At 75.9% G+C, this 4602-nt stretch carries 4 protein-coding genes; 1 reads left to right on the plus strand and 3 read right to left on the minus strand.

Annotated features, from left to right (window positions below; translation table 11 throughout):
• Positions 1 to 771: hypothetical protein (locus tag L1885_RS23995; protein ID WP_235799251.1), on the plus strand; the 771-nt coding region annotated here is incomplete at its 5' end.
• Between the two features lie 105 nt (positions 772 to 876).
• On the opposite strand, the gene L1885_RS24000 is transcribed toward L1885_RS23995, so the two are convergent.
• Genes L1885_RS24000 through L1885_RS24010 form a run of 3 tightly spaced genes read right to left on the minus strand, consistent with a single transcriptional unit; the run spans position 877 to position 4426 of the window.
• Entirely contained in the window at positions 877 to 3222 is a 2346-nt protein-coding gene (locus L1885_RS24000) for an FtsX-like permease family protein (RefSeq protein ID WP_235799252.1), read from the minus strand.
• On the minus strand, positions 3219 to 3905 hold the full coding sequence (locus L1885_RS24005) for an ABC transporter ATP-binding protein (protein WP_235799253.1): 687 nt from the start codon (positions 3903 to 3905) through the stop codon (positions 3219 to 3221). The genes L1885_RS24000 and L1885_RS24005 overlap by 4 nt, the downstream gene beginning before the upstream one ends.
• Positions 3905 to 4426 carry a PadR family transcriptional regulator gene (locus tag L1885_RS24010; RefSeq protein WP_235799254.1) on the minus strand — a complete coding sequence of 174 codons (522 nt, stop codon included), beginning with the start codon at positions 4424 to 4426 and terminating at the stop codon, positions 3905 to 3907. Before L1885_RS24010 ends, L1885_RS24005 begins: the two co-directional genes overlap by 1 nt.
• Positions 4427 to 4602 lie beyond the last annotated feature (176 nt).

Genomic DNA, 4602 nt, shown 5'->3' on the forward strand with positions numbered 1-4602 from the left:
CCCGCGCCCGCCGTACCGGGGCAGCGCGGCGGCGAGGGCGGCCCGGCCGCGCCAGTGGTGGTGGGGGACGGGCGGCCCGAGCCGCCGTCCCGCCGTGCCGCCCTCACCTGGGGCCTGTGGGGCGCGCTCGCCGCGTCGGTGCTCTGGGGCGCGGGCCTGACGCTGTACCAGTCCCGGACGCCGGACCTCGGCGGCTACGGCCCCGAGCGCCAGCTGTGCCTCGACGCCCCGCTGACCTCGCTGGGGAAGGTCTTCGGCCCGTCCGAGGAGCCCGAGGCGGCCTCCGACGAGACGGAGGCCGTCGACAGCGCGGTCTGCCGCGCCGACCTCGGAACGGCGCCGCCCGGCAGCCCGTTCCGCTCCCTGCCCGCGACCGACGTGGGCGACCACGGCGGCATCCGGGCGCTGGTCGGCCTGAGTTACGTCCTGCACCGCAGCACCGACCCCGCGCCCGAGTTCGACGCGCTGCCCCAGCCGAAGTCGCCGGGGTGGGCGCTGCACCTGCTGCGGGTGCCCGGGCTGCGCGGCCGGGCGTACCTCGTCACGGACACGGTCGGCGAGATGCCGCCGACGCTCCGGGTCCTCGACGGCCGCGCGGAGTTCACGCTCACCGTGAGCGTCTACCCGTCGTACGACGGACGCCGTGCCGCCCCCTCCGACGTACGGCCCGTGTACGTCTCCGCGCGACTCGTCTCCGAGGTCCTCGCGCCCGCCATGACCGACGATCTGCGCGCCGCGATGGACACGGTCAGGTCGCAGCACGGCACCTGAGGCGCCGGGGGCCGGGCGTCCGGCCCGGCGGGCGGCCCGGCAGGCGGCCCGGCGCGCCCCCGGGCGCGGCCCCCGGGAGCCCTCCGAGGCCGCGCCCGCTCCGCGTCACTCCGTACGCAGCCCCTCCGGGCGCATCAGGCGCCACAGCGGCACCATCGACGCCAGCGTCACCAGCAGCACCACGGCCACGCCGGCTCCCGCGTACGGCCAGAACACCCACCAGTCACGGACCGGTTCGACGAGCAGGTCCAGCGTCACCTTCCCGAGCACCACGCCCCCCGCCACGGCGAGGACCGTGCCGACCAGCACCGGCACCGCCGTCTGCCACAGCACCGACCAGGCCAGCGTGGCGCGCCGGGTGCCGAAGGCGACCAGCACCGACAGCAGGCGCCCGCGCTCGCGCAGCTGCTCGATCCCCGAGACGAGCAGGCTCGCCGCGATCAGCGCCATGGTCGCCGTGCCGCCGATCTCCAGGCCCGTCTGCACGCTGCCGTACTGCGTGTCGCGCGCCTGGTTGACGTACGTGTCCACCTGCGCCGTCGGATCGAGCCGCGCGGCAGCCGTCCGTACGCGCTCCACCCCGTCGGGCAGCGGGCCGTGCAGCCACACCAGGGCTGTGGTCTGCCCGCCCCCGACCGTGGCCGCGTCGAGCGCCGCCGGGGTCGCGAGGACGCCCGAGTGACTGTCGCCCTCCCAGCCCGGCAGCGCCCGGACCACCGGCGCCGAGCGCGGCACCGTGAACGTCGCCGCCGTGTGCCCGCCGTCGCCGCCGTCGAGGGAGACGACCTCCCCCGGCCGGTCCAGCACGGCCTTGGGCCCGTTCGTCCGGGAGACGAAGGTGTCGCCGTCGTGGCAGGCGGGGATGCGGGCGAACGCGCGCAGGCTCGCGCAGTCCCCGACGGTCACGGACGTGATGGGGGCGGACACGCCGTCACCGCCCCTCCCCTTGGGCACCGTCGCGTACGCGTCCACGGTCGCGGCGACCGAGCCGACGCCCCGCGTGGACCCGAGAGAGCCGGCGAGCCGCCGTGCGAGGCCCAGGTCGGAGGCGGAGACCCGCACGGTCACGTCCGCCTCCCGCGGCGTGCCGTGCGCGGCGACGGCCGAGGGCGCGGCCCCGGCCCCGTGGTCGGGGTGCGCGAAGTCGTCCTGGATCCCGCCGAACACCATCTGCAGCAGGATCGCCCCCGCCACGGCGACGGTGATCCCGCCGACCGCGCGGGCCGCGGAGCCGCCGCTCAACTGCAGCCGCCGGGTCGCCAGCTGCCAGGGCACCGGGCCCCCGCGCAGCCGCGCCACGCTCTTCTCGACGAGCCACGGCAGCAGCCCCACGAGGCCGATCAGCGTCAGCGCGGAGCCCACGATGATCGGGACGGTGTGCAGCGCCGCGTTCTTGCCCGCGATCCGGTGCGTGAGCACCAGCGTCGCGACGCCGAGCACGGGCGGGACGAGCCGCCACCACAGGCGCCGGGGGCGCAGCGCCGCCTCGCGTACGACGCCGAGCGGTTCGATGGACACCGAACGCAGCGCGAGCAGCGCCGCGCCGACCGAGGTGACGAGGACGCCCGCCACCACGAGCGCGCTCAGCAGGGGGCTCGGCGACACGTCCCCGGGGTAGGCCGACATGCCCCACAGCCGCACACCGCCCGCGAACTGCCGCAGCGCGGCGAACAGCACGCCGCCCGCGACCAGTCCCGCCGCCGCGCCGAACAGCGCCTCGCCCGCCGCCATCCGGCGCGTGGCACGGGCGTCGGCGCCGACCAGGCGCAGCGCCGCGAGCCTGCGGTCCCTGCGCTCGCCGCCGAAGCGCACGGCCGTCGCGATGAAGACGACCACGGGCACCAGAAGCACCACGCAGATCAGCGCGATCACGGCGATCAGCATCGGGTCGAGGGGATCGCGGGAGTCGTGGGTGCCGTACGCCTGCGCACGGTGCGCGCCGCGGTGCGTGGACAGGGCGGAGTCGCCCGCGTAGTAGACCAGTTCGTCCGGATCGAGCAGGCCGGCGCTCGCGATGGTGCCGGTGTCCTCGAAGGGCAGCCGCTGGCGCAGCAGCGTCCCGCCGGGGCCGTCCATCAGCTCGCGCAGAGCCGGGGAGACGACCATCCGGCCGGGGCCGGGCATCGAGGAGACGCCGGGCGGCGGGGCGGCCGCGGCGCCGTCGGCGTGCAGGAGCGTGCCCGTGACGGGGCGGCCGTGGAACTCGGTGTCGGCGTGGATGAACAGGAACGACCGGTCCGAGCGGGCCACCTGGCCGCCCGAGACGATGCCCCGCGCGTCGGAGCGGTCCGAGCGGCCGCCGACGATCGACGGCACCGAGGACGCGGCCAGCAGCAGCACCACGCCGAGCCCGACGCCGAGCGCGGTCAGGGCCGTACGGATCCAGCCCTCGCGGCCCCCGGCCGCGGCGAAGCGGACGCCGAGCGCCAGGTCGCGCGCGAACGCCCTCATCGGACCGCGGCCATGTCGCGGGCGACGCCGTCCCGCACGACGACCTCGCGGTCCGAGTAGGCGGCGACGCGCGTCTCGTGGGTCACGAGGACCACGGCCGCGTCCGTGAAACGGGCCGCGTCCGTCAGCAGCTGCATCACGCGCTCGCCGTTGAGCGAGTCCAGCGCGCCGGTCGGCTCGTCCGCGAAGACCACGCGCGGCGAGGTCACCAGCGCCCGGGCCACCGCCACGCGCTGCCCCTGCCCGCCGGAGATCTCGCCGGGCCGCTTGCGCGAGAGGTCCCCGACCTCCAGCCGCTCAAGCCACTCCAGGGCGGTGGCCTCGGCGGCCTTGCGGCGCGTGCCGCCGAGCCGCAGCGGCAGCGCCACGTTCTCCAGGCAGGTCAGCTCCGGCACGAGCTGCCCGAACTGGAACACGAACCCGAAGTCGCTGCGCCGCAGGGCGCTGCGGCGCGCGTCGGACAGACCCGTCAGCTCGGCCCCCTCGTAGGTGATCGAGCCCGAGTCGGGGACGACGATCCCGGCGAGGCAGTGCAGCAGCGAGGACTTCCCTGAGCCCGACGGGCCCATCACGGCGACGATCTCACCGGCGCGGATGGAGAACGACGCCCCCGACAGGGCGGCCGTGGGGCCGTACGACTTGTGCACGTCCGCGGCTTCGAGCAGCGGTGCTCCGGCGGTCATCAGCGCACCTCCTTCGCGAGGCGGTCGAGCCGCGCCGCGGTGAGTTCGAGCCAGCGCACGTCGGCCTCCAGGTGGAACAGGGCGTGGTCGCAGATGAGCTGGTCGGCGAGGTCGCCGCCGCGCTTGCGCTCCGTCAGTTCGCGCATCGTCCGCAGGTGCGAGGAGCGCTGGACGTCGAGGATCTCGGCCGCGTCGCGTCCGGTGAGCAGCGCGATGACGACCTTGGTGTAGAGCGTGGACTGGAGGTAGGGCTCCGGCTTCTCCGGAGTGGCCAGCCACTCCCGCACGTCGGTCACGCCCGAGTCGGTGATGGCGTAGCGCTTGCGCTCGGGGCCGTCGCCCGACTCGACGCTGTCGACCTCGACGAGCCCGTTCTTCAGCAGCCGGGACATGGTCGAGTAGACCTGCCCGTAGTGCAGCGGGCGGTCGTGCCCGAATCTGTCGTCGAAGGCGCGCTTGAGGTCGTAGCCGTGGCGCGGGCCGGTCTCGAGGAGGCCGAGGAGGGTGTGACCGATGGACATGCCAGGAACTATACACAGCAGCTATACACGGCGTGTATAGATGGCGTGGAGGCGCTGCGGGGGGCCCGGGCGGCTCGCGGCCCCCGGGCCCTCGCACTCAGCCGCCGCCGTCCTCCGGGCCCTCCGGGGCCGAGCGGCGCCGGGGCCGGCCCCGGGGCGGGATCGGGCGCGCCGCC

The sequence above is a fragment of the Streptomyces fuscigenes genome, assembly GCF_021556455.1.
GTDB lineage: Bacteria > Actinomycetota > Actinomycetes > Streptomycetales > Streptomycetaceae > Streptomyces > Streptomyces fuscigenes.

Excerpts from the sequence above, each read along its gene's own strand:
- L1885_RS24010 (WP_235799254.1), bottom strand. The coding sequence starts at position 4,426 with ATGTCCATCGGTCACACCCTCCTCGGCCTCCTCGAGACCGGCCCGCGC.
- L1885_RS24000 (WP_235799252.1), bottom strand. The coding sequence starts at position 3,222 with ATGAGGGCGTTCGCGCGCGACCTGGCGCTCGGCGTCCGCTTCGCCGCG.
- L1885_RS24005 (WP_235799253.1), bottom strand. The coding sequence starts at position 3,905 with ATGACCGCCGGAGCACCGCTGCTCGAAGCCGCGGACGTGCACAAGTCG.